Origin of the sequence: Cupriavidus sp. L7L (assembly GCF_004353535.1) — a bacterium.
Classification (GTDB): domain Bacteria; phylum Pseudomonadota; class Gammaproteobacteria; order Burkholderiales; family Burkholderiaceae; genus Cupriavidus; species Cupriavidus oxalaticus_A.
Window position 1 is genome coordinate 253242 of record NZ_SMNY01000024.1, and the last position, 17163, is coordinate 270404.

The window sequence follows — 17163 nt, forward strand, 5'->3', positions numbered from 1 at the left end:
TTTGCTGCGAGTGCTGAGACTTGCCGGTGCGGCGCGGGTCAGCCGTAGATCGAGACGCTGACGGCCTCGCCCACGCGGGCAAAGCCGCGGTACATGCCTTCGGTGTTGAACGGCAGCGTGACGTTGCCGTCGCGGTCTACCGCAATCAGGCCGCCGCGGCCTTCGATGGCGACCAGCTTTTCCATCACCACGCGCCGTGCCGATTCCTCCAGCGGCAGGCCGGCATAGCGCATCTGCGCCGAGACATCGTGAGCGGCCACGGTGCGGATAAACATCTCGCCGGTGCCGGTGGCCGACACCGCCACCACGTCGTCGGCATAGCAGCCCGCACCGATCACGGGGGTATCGCCGACGCGCCCCACCCGCTTGTTGGTCACGCCACCGGTGGAAGTTGCCGCGGCGAGGTTGCCACGGCTGTCGCATGCCACCGCGCCGACGGTGCCGAACTTGCTGTCGGGGTCGATCGGGTCGGCCGGGTTGTTGCGTGCCGCCAGTGCGGCGGCATCATGGTCGAGCAGCGCCATGCCGGCGGTACCGCGGGCGCGCTGCCATTGCTCATGGCGTGCCTGCGTGAAGTAGTAGTCCTGCTCCACCAGCTCCAGCCCCTGGGCGGCGGCGAATTCTTCGGCGCCGGTGCCGGCAAACAGCACATGCTCGCTGTGGTCGAGCACCGCGCGCGCTGCCAGCACCGGATTGCGCAGCCGCGTGACGCAGGCGACCGCGCCGGCATCGCGGGTGGCGCCGTCCATCACGGCCGCGTCGAGTTCATAGGTGCCGGCGTGGGTCAGCACGGCGCCCTTGCCCGCGTTGAACAGCGGACATTCCTCCAGCAGGCGCACGGCTTCGGTCACGGCGTCGAGCGCGCTGCCGCCGTTGGCCAGGATGCGCTGGCCGGCCCGCAGCACGTGTTCCAGCGCTTCCGTGTATTCGCGTTCGCGCGCGGGATCCATCGCCTCGCGGGTGATGGTGCCGGCGCCGCCGTGGATGGCAATGACTGCTTGTTGCATGGGATAGCTCAGGGCTTCTTGAGGTTGGAGGCGCGGCGGCGCGTGGTGCCCGCCGCCTGCTCTTCGGTAGCCTGCGGCTCGGCTGGCCCGGCACGGCCGGCGCGGTCCGCGCCCGGCGCGCCATAGAGCCACGGCAGCAGGAATTCGGTCATTTCGGCGGCGGCCTTGACCGGCCGCTCGGCGCGATGCGCGACCGCGCCGCACAGCGCTTCGATCAGCGCCAGCACGGTCGCGTCGGAGTTGGCCGAGAGCCGGTTGGCGGCCTGCGCGTACAGCGCGATATCGGCCAGCGGCGCCAGCGGCGAGGTCGGCCCGTCGGTCAGCGCCAGCACCCGGCCGCCGTGCGCCTTGACGCGCTCCGCCAGTTCGATGCTGTCGGTCACATAGCGCGGGAAGGCAATCACGATCAGCAGGTCGCTCGGCTGCAGCTTGAACAGCTGGCGCGCCGCGTGCGAGGCGCCGCCGGCGCCGGCGACCGAGGTCACCATGCGGCAATGCATTTCCAGCCCGTGCTGCAGCAGGCCGGCCAGGAAGCCGCTGGCGCCGAAGCCCGCCACGTAGACGCGCTGCGCACCCAGGATCGCCGCGACCGCGCGCTCGCACGCCTGCGCGTCGATGCCGCGCCGGGTGGCTTCGGCATTGGCGGCCGCATCCTCGAGCGAGGCGGCGAACACTTCGGCCACGGTGGCGGGCCGCTCCAGTTCGCTGCGCAGCCGCTCGACCGGCGCCAGCGTGGCCTCGAAGCCGCGCACCAGCTCGGTACGGAACTGCGGATAGCCGTCGAAGCCCAGCGCCCGCGCGAAGCGGTTGGCGGTGGCCACCGACACGTCCACCGCCGCGGCAAACTCGTCGATGCGCATCGTGGCCGCGCGGAACAGGTTGGCCAGCACGTATTCCGCCATGCGGCGGTGCGCCGGCGTCAGCGTGGGCAGGCTGCGCGCGATGCGGTCGGAGATCGAATGGCCTTGGGTCATGTCGGGTCGGGACGGCATGCGCATGGGCGACGCTGCCGGTTACATCCTGAAAAACGAATGAAAATGAATTTACACGCAACCCACCCACAAAGAAAATAGAGTTTTCGCAGTTCGAGGGTAATCCCTAGGACCCGCCGCCATGCGGGGCACCGGGGCGGTGCGCAATGCCCTGGCATTTCTGGTGTTTCGCCATTCGCGGGCATGCCCCGCACCGGAAACGCTACAATGCCGGCCAGCGCCGCCAACCCGCCTTGGCCGGCTTTTCCGCGTAGTTGCCAGTACCCCGTTCAGAAGTTTCCCCGCACGTGATCCGAATCGACCAGCTTGTCCTCCAGCGCGGCACCAAGGTGCTGTTCGACCACACCAGCGTGACGCTCAACCCGGGCGAGCGCGTGGGCCTAGTCGGCGCCAACGGCAGCGGCAAGTCGACGCTGTTCGCGCTGCTGCGCGGCGAATTGCATCCGGACGGCGGGGATGTCAGCGTGCCGGCCCAATGGCGCGTGGCGCATGTGGCGCAGGAAACGCCGGCGGTCAGCCGCAGCGCGGTCGAGTACGTGATCGACGGCGACACCCGGCTGCGCGAGATCGAAGCCGCCATCGCGGCCGCGCAGGCCAGCGGCGACGGCACCGCCGAAGGCGAAGCCCACGCCGCTTATGCCGACGCCGACGGCTACACCGCCCCCGCGCGCGCCGAGGCGCTGCTGCTCGGCCTCGGCTTTACGCTGCCCCAGGTCACGCAGCCGGTATCGTCGTTCTCCGGCGGCTGGCGCATGCGCCTGAACCTGGCGCAGGCGCTGATGTGCCCCTCCGACCTGCTGCTGCTCGACGAGCCGACCAACCACCTGGACCTGGACGCCATCGTCTGGCTGGAAGACTGGCTGGCGCGCTACCCGGGCACGCTGGTGATGATTTCGCACGACCGCGAATTCCTCGATGCGATCTGCAACGTCACCGTGCATATCGAGAACCAGCAGGTGCGCCGCTACGGCGGCAACTACACGCTGTTCGAGACCCTGCGGCTGCAGCAGATGGCGCAGCAACAGTCCGCCTATGTGCGCCAGCAGAAGGAAATCGCGCACCTGGAGTCGTTCATTACGCGTTTCAAGGCCAAGGCGACCAAGGCGCGCCAGGCGCAGAGCCGCGTCAAGGCGCTGGAGAAGATGGAGCGGCTCGCGCCGGTGCACGTCGCCGCCGGCTTTGCCTTTGAATTCCGCGAGCCCGACGCCGCGCCCAATCCGATGATGGTGCTCGACGGCGTCGATTGCGGCTACGCCGAGGCCGAGCCGCCGGTCACCATCCTGCACAACCTGGCGCTGTCGATCCAGAACGGCCAGCGCATCGGCCTGCTGGGCGCCAACGGCCAGGGCAAGTCGACGCTGGTCAAGACGCTGGCCGGCACGCAGGATCCGCTGACCGGCACGCTGCGCCTGGGCAAGGGCCTGCAGATCGGCTACTTCGCCCAGCACCAGCTCGAGACGCTGCGCGACCACGACTCGCCGCTGCAGCACCTCGCGCGGCTCGCGCCCGACGTGCGCGAGCAGGAGCTGCGCGACTTCCTCGGCAGCTTCAATTTCCGCGGCGACATGGCCACCTCGCCGATCGAGCCTTTCTCCGGCGGCGAAAAGGCGCGGCTGGCGCTGTCGCTGATCGTCTGGCAGAAGCCCAACCTGCTGCTGCTCGACGAACCGACCAACCACCTCGACCTCGATACCCGCGAGGCGTTGACCATGGCGCTGGCGCAGTTCGAAGGCACGCTGATCCTGGTCTCGCACGACCGCCACCTGCTGCGCGCCACCGCCGACCAGTTCATGCTGGTCGCCGACGGCACCATCAAGCCTTTCGACGGCGACCTGGACGACTACCGCGACTGGCTGCTGCAGCAGGCCGCCGCCAAGCGCAACGCCGCCGCGGCCGCGCACCTGGCAGAGAATGGCGGCGATGGCGCCGCCACGATCAACCGCAAGGACCAGCGCCGCGCCGAGGCCGACGAGCGCCAGCGCCTGTCGGCGCTGCGCAAGCCGCTGACAAAGGAGCTGGAGAAGGTCGAGAAGCGGATGGCGGTGCTGCAAACCGCCAAGGAGGAGATCGACCGATTCATGGCCGATGAATCGAGCTATGCCGAAGCCAGCAAGGCGAAGCTGATGGAGATGCTGAAGCGCCAGGGCGAGGTCAATGGCGAGCTGGAGACGCTGGAAGAGAAGTGGCTGGAGTTACAGGAGCAAATCGAGCAGATTGCGTGAGGAGTCCCTCAACGCCAACAGCGCCTGCATAGCCTTACACCCCTTGCGGACGCTGCCCTCTCCCGCGAAGTGGGAGAGGGCAGCAAACCCGCTGGACTTCAACCTTCCCGCAGTAAAAAAACGGCGCCTTAGCGCAGCGCCTTAGGCCGGTTTTTGTTTGCCCTTATCGCTCAACGGAAATTCTTCTCCCGCCGGATCAACCCCACCGCCAGCGTCAGCGTCAGGATAAACAGCCAGATCAGCGACCACGCCGGCACCGACAGGCCCAGCACCGGCGGCAGCGGCGCCGCGCACAGGCCATCGGCGTAGAACACCTGCGGCAGCACCTTGGCGGTCGGCAGCGCGTTGACCCAGTTCTCCAGCGGATCGATGCCGCAGGTCGCCTTCGGGTTGAGCAACAGCGACACGTGATACACCGCCACGGCAATGCCGGCGATGCCGGACAGCATGCCCAGGCCCTGCCACAAAGAGCGCGTGTTCTGCGCCACCACGGCGAGCAGCGAGAAGATGCCGATGCCGATAAACGCAAAGCGCTGCATCACGCAAAGCGGACAGGGCTGGTAGCCCTTTTCAAACTGCAGGTAGAGCGCAACGCCGACCAGGCCGAAGGAAACCAGGGCGATCAGCAGGAAATAGGCGCGGGAATTGGCTTGCATAGCGGTGATAAATGGTGATCCGGGGTGATCCGGGGTGATCCGGCAAACGGGTGCCGTCAGGTGTGTTTAGTTCGGGGGCGCGGCATTGCTGCGCATTATTACCGATTTTTCCGCCCCCGCCTTGGACGCCACATCGGCTGCGCAACGCCGGCGCGAGTTTCCATAAGCAAGCCGCCGGCGCCCATGCCTCAGTCCAGGTGGCGCACCCGGTCGATTGCCTGCTCGATGCGCTCCACCGCGATCACTTCCAGGCCGTCGATCTTCTGCTTGGGCGCATTGGCCTTGGGGATCACGGCCAGCGTGAACCCCAGCTTGGCCGCTTCCTTCAGCCGTTCCTGGCCGCGCGGGCTGGGCCGGATTTCGCCGGCCAGGCCGACTTCGCCAAAGACCACCAGCCCGCGCGGCAGCGGCTTGTTGCGCATCGACGAATGGATCGACAGCAGCACCGCCAGGTCGGCGGCCGGCTCGGTGATCTTGACCCCGCCTACCGCGTTCAGGAACACATCCTGGTCGAAGCAGGCAATGCCCGCATGCCGGTGCAGCACCGCCAGCAGCAGCGCCAGCCGGTTCTGCTCCAGGCCCACCGCCAGCCGGCGCGGGTTGGGCACGTGGGCGGTGTCGACCAGCGCCTGGATCTCCACCAGCAGCGGGCGCGTGCCTTCCTGCGTCACCAGCACGCACGAGCCGGGCACGGTCTCTTCATGCTGCGACAGGAACAGCGCCGAGGGGTTGCTGATGCCACGCAGCCCGCGCTCGGTCATGGCGAACACGCCCAGCTCGTTGACCGCGCCGAAGCGGTTCTTGAAGGCGCGGATCAGCCGGTGCGAAGAATGCGTATCGCCCTCGAAGTACAGCACCGTGTCGACGATATGCTCCAGCACGCGCGGCCCGGCCAGGCTGCCTTCCTTGGTGACGTGGCCGACCAGGATGATGGTGATGCCGCTGCTCTTGGCGATGCGCGTGAGCTGCGCCGCGCACTCGCGCACCTGCGCGACCGAGCCCGGCGCCGACGTCAGCGCCTCCGAGTACAGCGTCTGGATCGAGTCGATCACCGCCACTTCCGGCTTCTCGGCTTCGAGCGTGGCCTGGATCTTCTCTAGCTGGATTTCGGCGAGCAGCCCCAGCGCCGGGCTTTCCACGCCCAGCCGCTGCGCGCGCAGGGCGATCTGCGCGCCCGATTCCTCGCCGCTGACATAGAGCACGCGGCGCTGCCCGGCCAGGTTGGCCAGCGCCTGCAGCAGCAGCGTGGACTTGCCGATACCGGGATCGCCGCCGATCAGCACCACGCCGCCCGCCACCAGCCCGCCGCCCAGCACGCGGTCGAACTCGTCGATGCCGCTGGAGAAGCGCGGCACGTCCGCGGCCTCGATCTCGGACAGCTTGCGCACCATGGCCGATGCCGCCAGCGGCTGGAAGCGCTTGGACGCGGCCGTCTCGGCCACCGTTTCCACCAGAGTGTTCCATTGCTGGCAATGCGGGCACTGGCCGGCCCAGCGCGGCGCGGTGCCGCCGCATTCGGTACAGGTGTAGACGGTCTTGGTCTTGGCCAACGGAAAATCCTTGCAGGAAAGAACAGGCCGGGCGCAGAAGTGGCCCGGCCCTCACACTAGCCGGCGGCAGGCGCTGCCGCCAGCTCTCGTTTGCAACCTCTCGTTTGCAACCTTCTACACCACGGCCGGCGCGGCGCTGTCGGATGCCGTGATGGTTGCCACCGTGGTCGGCACGCGCGGCGCCAGCGCGCACATCAGCTCGTAGCCGACCGTGCCGCTGGCCTGTGCCACCTCGTCGATCGGCAGGCCCTGGCCCCACAGCGTCACCGGGCTGCCGACCCGCGCCTTCGGGCACGGCGTCAGGTCCACGCACAGCATGTCCATCGAGACACGGCCGACCAGTTCCGTACGCACGCCGTCGACCAGCACCGGCGCGCGCTGCGCGCCCCAGCCGGAGGCATGGCGCGGGTAGCCGTCGGCATAGCCGCAGGCAACCACGCCGATGCGCATCGGGCGGTCGGCGGTAAACAAGGAGCCATAACCCACCGTCTCGCCCGGCTGCAGGTCCTGCACCGAGATCAGCTCGCTGTGCAGCGACATGGCCGGCTGCAGGCCGGTGCCGGCGATATCGGCATCGCGGCCGGTCGGCGAGGCGCCGTACAGGATAATGCCGGGACGCACCCAGGCCCGGTGCGCCTGCGGATGCCACAGCACCGCGGCCGAGTTCGACAGGCTCGCCTCGCCCGGCAGGTTGGCGGTGGCGGCGTCGAAGGCCTCGACCTGGTGGGCGATGCCTCGGGGACTATCCGCATCGGAAAAATGCGTCATATGGACGATACTGCCTACGCAGGGCATGGCGCGGGCGCGCTCCCAGGCGGCGCGATACTGGGCTGGATGGAAGCCGAGCCGGTTCATGCCGGTGTTCAGCTTGAGCTGGATCGCCAGCGGGCCCCTGGGGCGCGCGCTTTCCAGCATGCGCAGCTGTTCGTCGCAGTGGATCGCGGTGGTCAGGCGGTATTGCTCGATCAGGGCGATGTCCTGCGGCTGGAAAAAGCCCTCCAGCAGCAAAATGGGGCCCTGCCAGCCCAGGTCGCGCAGCAGCACGGCTTCATTCAGGTCCAGCAGGCCAAAGCCGTCGGCGCCGCGCAGCGCGGCAAAGACGCGGCGGATGCCGTGGCCGTAGGCATTGGCCTTGACGACGGCCCAGATGCGCGAAGCGGGGGCGCTGCGGCGGACGACGTCGAGGTTGTTGGCCAGGGCGGGTTGGTGGATGACGGCGTGGATGGGTCTTGGCATGGAGTCACATCTCGGAAATCAGGCAGTGCGGGCAGCGCGGTGGCGCATCGCTCACGTCACTGCGGGGACTGGAAGGACGGCTCTGTCTCAGCTTTAATGGCGCGAGGGTCACCTGTCAGTGGGCGACGGCACGTAGATGCGAAGTGCTTCATATTGCGGGCATGTCGCGCTAAGGTGAGCGGCCATGGGAAATTTGCGTTTGCCTGGTCACGTGGGCGTCCGGCTGCGATATTGTCTTGCCGCTGCACCAGTCAGCGGTACACCCGTCGTCTGGCCGGGATCGCAGCCGTTATTTGAACACATCCGGGAGCCGCTGCCGGGGGTCATTGGGGAATCGGCGCGGCAATTTGCAGTCAAAAAGGCACCTTGCCGGGGTTCGGGAATGTCATGTTTTCGTGATATAAAGCCGGACGCTCCGGCCATGTTCTAAAAGCGAAGCATTATGTCAATGACTGTCAGGCAAACCGCACGGCGCCGCAGCGCAGTGCAACAAAGACAATTCGACACGGCCGCGGCGCAAGGTTCCCTGCAAACCATAGCCTCCCCAGCCGGTGCCGCCCTGACCGGCGTGACGGAAGTCCGCGATGGAGACAAAGTCGAAAGCATGAAGAAGGGTTTTTACACCATCATGGCCGCGCAATTTTTTTCGTCGCTGGCCGACAATGCGTTGCTGATCGCCGCCATCGCCCTTCTCACCGAATTGCATTCACCGCAGTGGATGACCCCGCTGCTCAAGCTGTTCTTCGTTCTCTCCTACGTCATCCTCGCCGCCTTCGTCGGCGCCTTTGCCGACTCGATGCCCAAGGGGCGGGTGATGCTCATCACCAATGCCATCAAGGTGGTCGGCTGCGCGATCATGATGTTCGGCTTCCACCCGCTGCTCGCCTACGGCGTGGTGGGCTTCGGCGCGGCGGCCTATTCCCCGGCCAAGTACGGCATCCTGACCGAGCTGCTGCCGCCGGAGAAACTGGTCCTGGCCAACGGCTGGATCGAGGGGCTGACCGTGGGCTCGATCATCCTGGGCACCGTGGTGGGGGGCGCGCTGATTTCCGTGCATGTGTCGGACATCCTGATGCGGCTCGACCTGCCCTTCATCGACACCGGCATCGACACGCCGGCCGAGGCCGCGATGGTCGTGATCATGCTGTTCTACGTGATCGCGTCGATGTTCAACCTGTTCATTCCCGATACCGGCGCCCGCTATCCGCAGCAGGAAAAGAACCCGATCAAGCTGATCGCCGAATTCGGCGACTGCTTCCTGGCGCTGTGGCGCGACAAGCTCGGCCAGATCTCGCTGGCGGTGACGACCCTGTTCTGGGGCGTGGGCGCGACGCTGCAGTTCATCGTGCTGAAGTGGGCGGAGAAGTCGCTGGGCCTGAACCTGTCGCAGGGCGCACTGCTGCAGGCGGTAGTGGCCGTCGGCGTGGCCGTGGGCGCAATCGCCGCCGCCGCGCGCATTCCGCTACGCAAGTCGCTGTCGGTGCTGCCGTTCGGTGTGGCGATGGGCGCGACCGTGATGATCATGGCTTTCTACACCAAGGACGCCATGCCCCAGGTGACGCTGAGCATCCTGGGCATGAACATGCCGCTGTACATGGCCATCGCCTACGTGTTCCTGATGCTGGTGGGCGCGATGTCGGGCTACTTCGTGGTGCCGATGAACGCGCTGCTGCAGCATCGCGGCCACGTGCTGCTGTCGGCGGGCCACTCGATCGCGGTGCAGAACTTCAATGAGAACGTATCGGTGCTGCTGATGCTGTGCCTGTACGCGCTGCTGATCAAGCTGAACGTGCCGATCGGCGTGGTCATCATCGCGCTGGGCCTGTTCATCTGCGTGACCATGATGCTGGTGATCAAGCTGCACAAGTACAACATGCGCGCCTTCAACTCGCTGGCGATGATCGGCGAGGACAAGCACCACTGACCTCCTGACCTCCCCAGGCCGGCGCCCCGTTCAGGGTCCGTCGGCCAGCGCCTGCGCGCCCTGCCGGGTCGGCTCCGCCGCCCGCGCCATGGCGCGCGCCTCCCATCCCGGCGGCACCACGAACCCGCGCGAGCATTCGCGCCACCAGCCGTGGCCGGCCAGCTCCAGCTCGCACAGCATCACCGGCGCTTCGCGGCGCCAGCCGTGGTCGTGGCGCGGGTCGGCAAAGCGCTGCGCCAGCGTGGCGTACAGGGCGTCGACCTCCTCCGTGCCGCTGGCAGGCACCAGCGCCCCCGACAACCATTCGGAACGTGGCAGCCGGCACCAGCGCAGGCCCGGCCGCGCCGCCGCGCGCGCACGCCAGCCGTCGAGCGTCGACCACCAGCCTTGCAGGTGGTCCGGCGCGATGCCAAGCTGGTCGAGTCCCGCCGGCACTTGCCCGTCCGGGTAGAACAGCCAGCCCAGCAGGTAGACTTCGCTACGGTCGACCACATGGCCGAGCAGCGCGCGCGCTTCCGGCGTGCGCCCGAGCGGCAGCTGGCGCCCGACTACATGCCCGAGCTTGTCGCCGAGCCGGTCGACCATGTTGGGCCCGACGAAATCGAGCAGGGTCGGCGCCGCCACGGCGCCTGCCATCAGGTAGAACTTGGCGGCCATTTCCCAATGGACCACGTCGCCGGAGGCCTGCTCGCGCCAGACGAAGTCCAGCTCGCCCAGCGTGCGGATGCCATGCGCACCGGCGCGCCGTACCGGGACGTTGGCCGCCAGCAGCGTCAGCCCCTCCATCCGGCGCAGCGCAAAATGCAGCAGCCGTTCGGCATGGCGCCCCAGCCGCAGGCTGCGGCTGGCGGGATCCTGCGGCTGCAGCGCGGCGGCGGAGCCGGGAGCGGGATCGGAAGGAAAGGCGGCATGGCCGGCGGCCAGTTCGTCGATGGTGGCCGGCAGCGCCGCCGGGTCGGCGGCTTCCAGCCAGTGCCGCCACGCCGCCAGCGTACCGGCGGGCCAGCGCGCCGCAGCGGCGCCCGCTACCGCGGACAGCAGCGGCGGCGACAGCGTGGTCCAGGCCAGGTCGCGCGTGCGCGGCGACAAGGCGCGGCGCCACAGCGGCGGCTCCGGCGGCAGGTTGCCGTCGCCGCCGCGATGCAGCGAGAGGTCAGGCCCCAGCTCCCGCACGGTCATGTACCTCGCGGGCCAGGCACAGGTCTTCCCATGCGCGCGCCTTGTCGGTCAGCGTGCGCAGCAGGTAGGCCGGGTGGTAAGTCACCACCACGGGGATGCCTTCATAGGTATGCACGGTGCCGCGCAGCTTGCCGATCGGCGTGGTGGTGCGCAGCAGCGACTGCGCGGCGAAGCGGCCCAGCACCACGATCACCTTCGGGCGAACCAGCGCGATCTGCCGGCGCAGGAAGGGCTCGCACTGCGCCACCTCGGCCGGCTCGGGGTTGCGGTTGCCCGGCGGGCGGCACTTGAGCACGTTGGCGATAAAGACGTTGCGCCCGCGCGCCAGGCCGAGCGCGCCCAGCATATTGTCGAGCAGCTTGCCGGCCTGGCCGACGAAAGGCTCGCCCTGCAGGTCTTCGTTCTCGCCCGGGGCCTCGCCTACCAGCATCCATTCCGCCTGCCGGTCGCCGACGCCGAAGACGGTATTGGTGCGGGTCTGGCACAGTCCGCAAGCGGTGCAGCCGGCCACGGCGGCATCCAGCGCGGGCCATGCCATGGCGGCGATGGCAGCCTCGCGCGCGGCCTGCGCCGAGTCGGGCTCGGGGCAGGCCGGTACCAGCGAGGGCTCGGCTGGCGCACGCGAGGCAGGCGCCGCCACGGGGACGGCAGGCACCACCGGGGTAGCCATTTCGAGCGCAGGCGCGGCTTCCACGAGGGGCGCAACGGCCGGCGCGGCCACCGTGACAGGCTCGGCAATGGCCTCGGCAACGGGCACGGCAAGCGCAACGGCTTCGGACACCACGACCGCCTGCGGCGCGTCAGCGCGTGCCCGCGGCAGCCATTCGGCCGTGATGCCCAATGCCTCGAGGAAACGCGCGCGGCGGCTCATGCGCGGCCCTCCCCGCCTTCCCTGGACTTCCCGGCCACCTTGTCAGGCCAGCTCCGGCGCAGCACCAGCGCGTCTTCGCGGTTCCGGCCCACCGCCGGGTAATAGCCTTTGCGGCGGCCGATCTCGGCAAACCCGGCGGCCTGGTACAGCGCGATCGCGCCGGCATTGGACGGGCGCACCTCCAGCAGCATGGTATGGATGCGATGCGCGTGCGAGGTCGCCAGCACGATCGACAGCATCAGCCGCCCCAGCCCCTGGCGCTGGCGCGGCGGGTCGACGGTGATATTGAGCAGGTGCATCTCGTCGACCACCGGCATCAGCACTGCATAGGCCACCAGCGTGCCGGCGGGATCGCGCAGCGTCAGGCCGAGATGCCCGGCCTTGACCGAGTTCTCGAAATTGCCGCGCGTCCACGGATGGCTGTAGGCGCGCGCCTCGATCCCGGCCACCGCCTCCAGGTCGAGCGCGCTCATCCGGCCCAGCGCAAAGCCCGGCGGCAGCGGCGGCATGGCGGGCACGGCCGGCCAGTCGGCCCGCTCTTCCAGCGGGTAGGCGGCGCTCACGATGCACTCCCGGCCGTGGCCGCGGCGCGCGCGGCGGCGGCGGCTTCGCGTTCGGCGACGGTTTGCGCGACCTTGTCGCGCAGGTAGATCGGCATGGCACGGTCGGCGTCGATGGCCTCGCCACGCGCCAGCGCGCGCAGTGCGATGGCGACCATCGGCTGCGCATGGGGCATCGCCTCCGGCAGCACGCGCTGCGCGCGCGCCAGGCCGGCGAGGCGTTCGGCGAAGACCGTGGCGGCATTGCCCGCCAGCCAGAATTCGCCACCGGGCAGCTGCACGGTTTCCGGCGCGCTTACCAGCATCGGCGTGCGCTCCACCCACTCCTGCGCGGCGGCATCCCAGCCGAAGGCGCCGGCATAGGCCTCGTCCATGCGTGCGTCAAGCGCGACCAGCACCGAGATATCCGCGGGCAGCGCCGGCTCGGCGGCGCGCACGCGCTCGGCGCAAGCCAGCAAGGTATTGACCGGCACCACCGGCAGGCCGGCACCGAAGGCCAGTCCCTGCGCCACGCCACACGCGGTACGCAGGCCGGTAAACGAGCCGGGACCGGCGCCGAAGGCGATCGCGGCGCAATCGGCCAGTGCGATGCCGGCCTCGGCCAGCAGCTCGCCGGCGGCGGGCAGCACGCGCGCGGAGGAGCGTGCGCCGGTGTGCTCATGGCGCACCAGGCACTCAATGCCGGCGCCGGCCACGGCACGTCCGAGCGCGACCGAGCACCACTCCGTAGAAGTTTCAACAGCAAGAATCCAGGACATGGCGCGATTGTAGCCGCTGGCGCCCGGAACCGAGGGCTTCTTCGGTTTTAGACGCGCGGTCTGGCGCACCGGCGCGGCTATCATCGGCAGCACTTTCACAAACTCCCACGGAGAAACCCATGAGCGACCTGCAGGCACGCTTCGACCAGTCCCAGATCGACGTCAAGCAACTGAGCGAGCGCCCCAGCAACATGACCCTGCTGCGCCTGTACGCCCTGTTCAAGCAAGGCAGCGAAGGCGACGCGCACGGCGACAAGCCGGGCATGACCGACTTTGTCGGCCGCTACAAGTTCGAAGCCTGGGAAGCGCTGCGCGGCACCGCGCGCGAGCAGGCGATGGAGCAGTACATCGCGCTGGTGGAAGAACTGCGCAGCGGCGCGGCCAGCTAAGCCCCGCCAGCCGGCCCCGCCACGCCAGCCTGCGGCCTCAGCCCGCCGGCAGCGGCCTTGGGCGGATACGCCAGGCCGCGAAGATCGCACTGGCGATCACCACCCCGACCGCCAGGAAAGTCTCATCGAAGGCGCGGATGCGCGCCGCCTGCAGCGCGGCGTCGCCCGCCTGGCCCAGCACCGCGCCGTGCTGCGTCAGCCGCCACTGCAGCCCCACGCCGGCAAGGCTCACGCCGATCGCGCCGCCCAGCTGACGGATAAAGTTGATGCAGCTCGACCCCTGCGCGATCAGCGAGAAATCCACGCCCCGCATCGATCCCAGCGTCAGCGACGGCAAGATGCAGCCGAGCCCGATCCGCCCCAGCACCGCCAGCGCGACCAGCAGCAGATACGGCGTAGAAGGCGACCCCAGCGCCATCAGCAGGAACGACAGCGCCAGCAGCGCCAGCCCGAACGATACCTGGACATGCGGCGAGATCCGGTGCGTGAAGCGGCCCGCCACGGCGATGGTCAGCGCCAGCATCACGCCCGCCGGCAGCAGCACCAGGCCCGCGCGCGAGGGCGTGTACTCCAGCGCCATCTGCATGTAGACCGGCAGCAGGTAGGTCGAGCCGAACAGGCCCGCACCGTAGATAAATGCCACCACCGCGCCCGCCGCGAACTGCCGGTAGCTGTACAGCCGCATGTTCATCAGCGGATGGGGCGCGCGCAGCTGCCACAGCACGAACGCCGCCAGCATCAGCACGCCGAAGCCGGCCAGCGCCACGCCCGCGGCCACGCTTTCGCGCATTTCGACCACGCCGTTGAGCAGGCTCACGGTCGCCACGCCGGCCAGCGCCAGGCCGCGCCAGTCCAGCGGCTCGCGCTCGCCCATCATGATCGAATCCACCGCCATGAAGCGCCGCGCCATCGCCGCGCCGAGCAGCGTCAGCGGCACCACCACGAAGAAGATCGAGCGCCAGCCGAACGCCTCGACCAGGAAGCCGCCCAGGCTCGGCCCCAGCGCCGGCGCCAGCACCACGCCGAAGCCGAACATGCTGATGGCCTTGCCCTGCTCGCGCTCCTCGAACACACGCAGGATCAGGATATTGGGCAGCGGCTGCATGATGCCGGCGGCGGCGCCTTCGGCCACGCGCATGGCGATCATCACGCCGTAGGTCGGCGAGAACCCGCCGAACAGTCCGCCCGCGCCCAGCAGCAGCAGCGACCCCAGGAAGGTGCGGCGCAGCCCGTAGCGGTTGAGCAGCCACGGCGTCAGCAGCATCGACAGCGTCATCGCGATCATGAAGCTGGCCGCGACCCATTGCGCGCGCTCCTGCCCCAGCACGAAGTGCCGGCTCAGGTCGGGGATGGCAACGTTGATGATGGTGGACGAGACGATCGACGAGACCGTGCCCAGCATCAGTGTCATCAGCACCAGCCAGCGCAGGCGGTCGCCATAGCGCTCACGCAGCGCCGCCCGGGTCGGCCCGCCCGGCTGCTTGCCGGACGTCTCCGGCGCGACGGGGCCCTCGCTCACCCCAGCCGCCCGGTGTCGGCGATCTCGCGGATCTTGCGGACGGTGTCGAGGTCGGCCTCGTGATAGGCGGACTTGACGATCTCGGCGTAGCGGTCGTCGCCGCTGGCATCGACGGCCGGCATGGTGGTGTCGTAGGTGAAGCGCAGCAGCAGCGCGCCCGGGCCGGGGGTCTCGATCACCATGGTCAGCGTGCCCCCGGCGTGCTCGGCAGTGGCTGCGGTTTCGTAGCGCACCTGGCGGCGCGGCTCGAACACGACGCGGTCATGGATGGACGCCTCGCCGAAATGCAGCACGCGGTCGATCCAGTTGTCGCCGCGCGCCACCACTTCGGCACTGTCCAGGCCCAGCACGAACAGTTCGGGAGACTCGGCGCGCAACACCAGGCCTTGCCAAAGCTGGTCGGGTGTCAGCGGATCCAGCTGGGGGTTGCCGGGATCATTGATTTCCACCAAGTGCTCGAAACGCAACTTCTCTCTCCCTGTCTTCAATAAGTCGATATTATGAAGTCTCCGCGTGTTCGGAAGACGTTTTTGTCTGCGCGGTGCAACATTGCCGAGGCAGCCCTCTCGCCGGATATCGACCGATCATCACGTTGACTGGAGTACCGCGCATGCCTGCCGCGTCGCTAGCAGACACCGATCCGCTGCAAGTCCTTGTCTATGCCGATTCACTGTCCTGGGGGATCGTCCCCGGCACGCGCCAGCGGCTGCCGTTCCCGGTGCGCTGGCCGGGCCGCCTGGAACTGGCGCTGAATGCCGACCGCGGCACGCCGGTGCGCATCATCGAAGACTGCCTGAACGGCCGCCGCACGGCCTGGGACGATCCCTTCAAGCCGGGACGCAACGGGCTGCAGGGGGTGGCGCAGCGTATCGAGATCCACTCGCCGCTGGCACTGGTGGTCTTGATGCTGGGCAACAACGATTTCCAGTCGATGCATCCGCACAATGCCTGGCACGCCTCCCAGGGCATCGGCGCCCTGGTGCAGGCCATCCGCAGCGCACCGATCGAACCGGGCATGCCGGTGCCACCCGTGCTGGTGGTGGTGCCGCCGCCGATCCGCACGCCGCGCGGGCCGCTGGCGCCCAAGTTTGCCGGTGGCGAGCATAAATGGACCGGCCTGCCGCAGGCGGTTGCCGAACTCTGCGCGCAGCTGGATTGCCCGATGTTCGATGCCGGCACGGTCATCCAGAGCAGCGCCGTCGACGGCGTGCATCTTGACGCGGACGCCCACGTGGCGCTTGGCGACGCATTGCATCCTGTCGTTCGCGAACTGCTGCCGCGCTGACCCCCGCGTCTCGGCACTCCTTCAGCGGCCGGCTGAAACATCACTCCTGACAGCAGTTGTCAGGAGGGCCGGCGCACAATGCGGCCGCTCTCACTCGGAACGCCGCAAGGAGGCTGTCATGGAGTTGCTGATCAATATCGATGTCGACGACCTCGCGCGCGGCATCGCCTTCTACGAGCAAGGCCTGGGGCTGAAGCTGCAGCGTCGGCTGTTCGATGGCACCGTCGCTGAAATGCTGGGCGGCAATACGCCGATTTACCTGCTCGTCAAACCCGCCGGCACCCGCCCTACCAGTCGTTCGGATACCCGGCGCGATTACCGGCGGCATTGGACGCCGGTGCATCTCGACTTTGTCGTGGCCGACCTCGAAGCCGCGATCGAACGGGCGCTGGAAGCCGGGGCCGAGATCGAGGACTGGCCGCAGGATTTCGACTGGGGCAGGCAGGCTACGTTGTCGGATCCGTTTGGGCATGGGCTTTGTTTTGTTGAGTGGAGGGGTGAGGGGTATGGGGTGGTGGCGGGCTGAATGACCGGTTTGCCGCTATAAAAGCCTGGCCTTGTCGCGGCTGGTGACATGTTGTCGGCCGTTGAACCGCCTGGTTCCGCCCTCCTGGGCGGGTCACTTTTTGTCCGAGCGACAAAAAGTAACCAAAAAACGCGTCGCCTGAGCGGCTGGCTATCAATTTAGCTGCGTGCGTGGTTCGGGCGGTGGTGATTTCCGTTCGATGTGGATGGTGGTTCGAACCTGCTACGCCAGGTGAGTTTGGGATAGTGGCTACGTCGTCCCACTATTGGACGATCCCCATGCAGGGCGTAGGCCGCCTGCTAAATGCGTTATCGGTGGGACGCCTTCGGCTGCGCTGCGCGCCGTCCCTGGTGTGGCAGGACGCCGCGCCCAGCATAGCGCCATTTAATGCCGGCATTTGCCTTTAGGTAGGATTCATAAGCATATGAAAAAGAAATAGACGCCAGATCCGTTCCTGTTGCGCGGTTTTAGCGCAATTGCGTTAATCTG

The 17163-nt window shown here is 68.2% G+C and carries 16 protein-coding genes; 5 read left to right on the plus strand and 11 right to left on the minus strand.

Going from position 1 to position 17163, the window contains the following annotated elements:
* Nucleotides 1-38 precede the first annotated feature (38 nt).
* Nucleotides 39-1007 (minus strand): isoaspartyl peptidase/L-asparaginase family protein, encoded by a 969-nt coding sequence (locus E1J61_RS23280; protein ID WP_133096351.1) that lies wholly within the window; start codon nucleotides 1005-1007, stop codon nucleotides 39-41.
* An 8-nt stretch (nucleotides 1008-1015) separates the two neighbouring features.
* Nucleotides 1016-1981: a MurR/RpiR family transcriptional regulator gene (locus tag E1J61_RS23285; RefSeq protein WP_133096352.1), complete on the minus strand. Its 966-nt coding sequence runs from the start codon at nucleotides 1979-1981 to the stop codon at nucleotides 1016-1018.
* A 305-nt stretch (nucleotides 1982-2286) separates the two neighbouring features.
* On the opposite strand from E1J61_RS23285, the gene E1J61_RS23290 reads away from it, so the two are divergent.
* Complete coding sequence (locus E1J61_RS23290) at nucleotides 2287-4221, plus strand: ATP-binding cassette domain-containing protein (RefSeq protein ID WP_133096353.1); 1935 nt, start codon at nucleotides 2287-2289, stop codon at nucleotides 4219-4221.
* Between the two features lie 170 nt (nucleotides 4222-4391).
* On the opposite strand, the gene E1J61_RS23295 is transcribed toward E1J61_RS23290, so the two are convergent.
* The 3 genes from E1J61_RS23295 to alr form a co-directional block, all read right to left on the minus strand.
* A complete protein-coding gene (locus E1J61_RS23295) occupies nucleotides 4392-4877 on the minus strand; it encodes a disulfide bond formation protein B (RefSeq protein ID WP_029045809.1) in 486 nt (161 codons plus the stop codon).
* Between the two features lie 188 nt (nucleotides 4878-5065).
* Nucleotides 5066-6427, minus strand: a complete 1362-nt coding sequence (gene radA / locus E1J61_RS23300; protein ID WP_133096354.1) for a DNA repair protein RadA — start codon at nucleotides 6425-6427, stop codon at nucleotides 5066-5068.
* Nucleotides 6428-6541: 114 nt separating this feature from the next.
* Entirely contained in the window at nucleotides 6542-7663 is a 1122-nt protein-coding gene (gene alr / locus E1J61_RS23305) for an alanine racemase (protein ID WP_133096355.1), read from the minus strand.
* Between the two features lie 604 nt (nucleotides 7664-8267).
* On the opposite strand from alr, the gene lplT reads away from it, so the two are divergent.
* Nucleotides 8268-9587 carry a lysophospholipid transporter LplT gene (lplT, locus tag E1J61_RS23310; protein WP_133096356.1) on the plus strand — a complete coding sequence of 440 codons (1320 nt, stop codon included), beginning with the start codon at nucleotides 8268-8270 and terminating at the stop codon, nucleotides 9585-9587.
* A gap of 30 nt (nucleotides 9588-9617) precedes the next feature.
* On the opposite strand, the gene E1J61_RS23315 is transcribed toward lplT, so the two are convergent.
* The 4 genes from E1J61_RS23315 to tsaB are packed head-to-tail and all read right to left on the minus strand — an operon-like array spanning nucleotide 9618 to nucleotide 12955.
* Nucleotides 9618-10766, minus strand: a complete 1149-nt coding sequence (locus E1J61_RS23315) for a DUF1853 family protein (RefSeq protein WP_133096357.1) — start codon at nucleotides 10764-10766, stop codon at nucleotides 9618-9620.
* Nucleotides 10741-11637, minus strand: a complete 897-nt coding sequence (locus E1J61_RS23320; protein WP_133096358.1) for a uracil-DNA glycosylase — start codon at nucleotides 11635-11637, stop codon at nucleotides 10741-10743. The genes E1J61_RS23315 and E1J61_RS23320 overlap by 26 nt, the downstream gene beginning before the upstream one ends.
* The gene (gene rimI, locus E1J61_RS23325) at nucleotides 11634-12200 is read right to left on the minus strand and encodes a ribosomal protein S18-alanine N-acetyltransferase (protein WP_133096359.1); all 567 of its coding nucleotides are present in this window, start codon (nucleotides 12198-12200) and stop codon (nucleotides 11634-11636) included. The genes E1J61_RS23320 and rimI overlap by 4 nt, the downstream gene beginning before the upstream one ends.
* Nucleotides 12197-12955: a tRNA (adenosine(37)-N6)-threonylcarbamoyltransferase complex dimerization subunit type 1 TsaB gene (tsaB, locus tag E1J61_RS23330; RefSeq protein ID WP_165971522.1), complete on the minus strand. Its 759-nt coding sequence runs from the start codon at nucleotides 12953-12955 to the stop codon at nucleotides 12197-12199. The genes rimI and tsaB overlap by 4 nt, the downstream gene beginning before the upstream one ends.
* A 119-nt stretch (nucleotides 12956-13074) precedes the next feature.
* Here tsaB and E1J61_RS23335 point away from each other — a divergent pair, with 119 nt between their 5' ends.
* Nucleotides 13075-13344, plus strand: coding sequence for an acyl-CoA-binding protein (locus tag E1J61_RS23335; protein WP_133096360.1), 270 nt, complete (start codon nucleotides 13075-13077; stop codon nucleotides 13342-13344).
* 37 nt (nucleotides 13345-13381) lie between these two features.
* On the opposite strand, the gene E1J61_RS23340 is transcribed toward E1J61_RS23335, so the two are convergent.
* Together E1J61_RS23340 and E1J61_RS23345 are read right to left on the minus strand one after the other, a co-directional pair.
* A complete protein-coding gene (locus E1J61_RS23340; RefSeq protein ID WP_133096361.1) occupies nucleotides 13382-14863 on the minus strand; it encodes a DHA2 family efflux MFS transporter permease subunit in 1482 nt (493 codons plus the stop codon).
* Nucleotides 14860-15330, minus strand: coding sequence for an SRPBCC family protein (locus E1J61_RS23345; protein WP_133096362.1), 471 nt, complete (start codon nucleotides 15328-15330; stop codon nucleotides 14860-14862). The genes E1J61_RS23340 and E1J61_RS23345 overlap by 4 nt, the downstream gene beginning before the upstream one ends.
* A gap of 143 nt (nucleotides 15331-15473) precedes the next feature.
* Here E1J61_RS23345 and E1J61_RS23350 point away from each other — a divergent pair, with 143 nt between their 5' ends.
* Together E1J61_RS23350 and E1J61_RS23355 are read left to right on the plus strand one after the other, a co-directional pair.
* Nucleotides 15474-16148 (plus strand): SGNH/GDSL hydrolase family protein, encoded by a 675-nt coding sequence (locus E1J61_RS23350; protein ID WP_133096363.1) that lies wholly within the window; start codon nucleotides 15474-15476, stop codon nucleotides 16146-16148.
* Nucleotides 16149-16266: 118 nt separating this feature from the next.
* Complete coding sequence (locus E1J61_RS23355) at nucleotides 16267-16674, plus strand: VOC family protein (protein ID WP_133096364.1); 408 nt, start codon at nucleotides 16267-16269, stop codon at nucleotides 16672-16674.
* The last annotated feature ends 489 nt before the right edge of the window (nucleotides 16675-17163 follow it).

Excerpts from the sequence above, each read along its gene's own strand:
- E1J61_RS23280 (WP_133096351.1), bottom strand. The coding sequence starts at position 1,007 with ATGCAACAAGCAGTCATTGCCATCCACGGCGGCGCCGGCACCATCACC.
- E1J61_RS23285 (WP_133096352.1), bottom strand. The coding sequence starts at position 1,981 with ATGACCCAAGGCCATTCGATCTCCGACCGCATCGCGCGCAGCCTGCCC.
- E1J61_RS23295 (WP_029045809.1), bottom strand. The coding sequence starts at position 4,877 with ATGCAAGCCAATTCCCGCGCCTATTTCCTGCTGATCGCCCTGGTTTCC.
- alr (WP_133096355.1), bottom strand. The coding sequence starts at position 7,663 with ATGCCAAGACCCATCCACGCCGTCATCCACCAACCCGCCCTGGCCAAC.
- lplT (WP_133096356.1), top strand. The coding sequence starts at position 8,268 with ATGAAGAAGGGTTTTTACACCATCATGGCCGCGCAATTTTTTTCGTCG.
- E1J61_RS23315 (WP_133096357.1), bottom strand. The coding sequence starts at position 10,766 with ATGACCGTGCGGGAGCTGGGGCCTGACCTCTCGCTGCATCGCGGCGGC.
- E1J61_RS23320 (WP_133096358.1), bottom strand. The coding sequence starts at position 11,637 with ATGAGCCGCCGCGCGCGTTTCCTCGAGGCATTGGGCATCACGGCCGAA.
- tsaB (WP_165971522.1), bottom strand. The coding sequence starts at position 12,955 with ATGTCCTGGATTCTTGCTGTTGAAACTTCTACGGAGTGGTGCTCGGTC.
- E1J61_RS23335 (WP_133096360.1), top strand. The coding sequence starts at position 13,075 with ATGAGCGACCTGCAGGCACGCTTCGACCAGTCCCAGATCGACGTCAAG.
- E1J61_RS23350 (WP_133096363.1), top strand. The coding sequence starts at position 15,474 with ATGCCTGCCGCGTCGCTAGCAGACACCGATCCGCTGCAAGTCCTTGTC.
- E1J61_RS23355 (WP_133096364.1), top strand. The coding sequence starts at position 16,267 with ATGGAGTTGCTGATCAATATCGATGTCGACGACCTCGCGCGCGGCATC.